The sequence below is a fragment of the Moorena sp. SIO4E2 genome, from assembly GCF_010671945.1.
In the GTDB taxonomy this organism is placed as follows: domain Bacteria; phylum Cyanobacteriota; class Cyanobacteriia; order Cyanobacteriales; family Coleofasciculaceae; genus Moorena; species Moorena producens.
This window is the reverse complement of record NZ_JAAHIE010001312.1, coordinates 1-1,234: the sequence shown is the minus strand read 5'-3', so window position 1 is coordinate 1,234 and position 1,234 is coordinate 1. Positions and strand designations below refer to the sequence as shown.

Genomic DNA, 1,234 nt, shown 5'->3' with positions numbered 1-1,234 from the left:
CAGCTTTGTGGAACAGGCTTTGGCCTTGGCCTTTTGGCCTTTTGGCCACGCTACGCGAACGGCCACGCGTGCGCGTTTGGCCACGCTGTGCGAACGACGCTGGGACTTAACTCAGCATTATTCGAATGCTTATCTCTTTCATTAAATAACTGATCACTGAAAGCTGAAAGCTGTTCGCGTAGCGTGCGCGTAGCGCTAATCGCTGTTCGCTGAAAGCTAATAGCTTACGTTTTGGAACTCTTAGCACTATGGAGTTTTTCTGAAAAGATTGTGATCAGCTCCATGATGTCTTTGACTAATTCTTGTTCAACGCTGATGTCTTCTGATGATTTGTTGATAATTATTACTTCTGTATTGAATTCTTGACACATCGCAAATACTAATTCAGCACTAACTCTAAGCAGCCTATCTTTGTGAGTAATTACAACTCTGCCAACATTCCCCTGCATGATTCGCTTGAGCAGTTTCTGTAAGCCTTTATTTTGGGAATTGATTCCGGCACCTGAATCTTGAATTGTCTCATACTGCCAACCATTAGCAGTACTAAAAGACTCTAAAATCTTGATTTGCTTGACTAAATCTTCTTTTTGGTCTAGATCTGAAACACGGGCATAGTTAATGGTTATCCGATCATCGATCTGACCGACATTTCGTGGTGTAATGTGTTTGATATCAGCTACATAAAATCGCCTATGACCACTAGGAGACCGTTTTGACCTAATCTTTCCTGCATCTGCCCACCTCCTTAAGGTTTTAACTGAGACCCCTAGCTCACTGGCTGCTTCTCCAATACTAATGGTTAACCCTGACATGTTGGATTTATCACCTTATTTGAATCTAGTTTATTCAGCTATCAGCGAACAGCGATTAGCGCTACGCGCACGCTACGCGAACAGCTTTCAGCTTTCAGTGATCAGTGATCAGCGAACAGCGATTAGCGCTACGCGCACGCTACGCGAACAGCTTTCAGCTTTCAGCTTATGAGTTAGGTCGTCACAGGCTAGAAGCCTGTTCCACCCTATAGAAGCCTGTGCCACGCTACAGATGGTGCTTTTGAATAAAATAAGCTGACGGCTGACCCCTGACTGCTGACTGCTGACTTTGTATCTAGTTTACCTTTTATTATATCCCTTTAATGTAATAAATGTCTAAATATGGATACAAATTAAGGGAACATTGGTTATTTCCTACTCAAGGATGCTAATTTGTCAGAAACAATGCCTAAACGTCTTGC

At 42.9% G+C, this 1,234-nt stretch carries 2 protein-coding genes; one reads left to right on the top strand and one right to left on the bottom strand.

Annotation, left to right across the window (positions count from 1 at the left end; genetic code table 11):
* Positions 1-224: 224 nt before the first annotated feature.
* On the bottom strand, positions 225-812 hold the full coding sequence (locus F6K37_RS43245) for an IS607 family transposase (RefSeq protein ID WP_287257322.1): 588 nt from the start codon (positions 810-812) through the stop codon (positions 225-227).
* Between F6K37_RS43245 and F6K37_RS43240 the strand changes: the two genes are divergently transcribed.
* Positions 811-984 carry a hypothetical protein gene (locus F6K37_RS43240; RefSeq protein WP_287257321.1) on the top strand — a complete coding sequence of 58 codons (174 nt, stop codon included), beginning with the start codon at positions 811-813 and terminating at the stop codon, positions 982-984. The genes F6K37_RS43245 and F6K37_RS43240 overlap by 2 nt on opposite strands.
* Positions 985-1,234 lie beyond the last annotated feature (250 nt).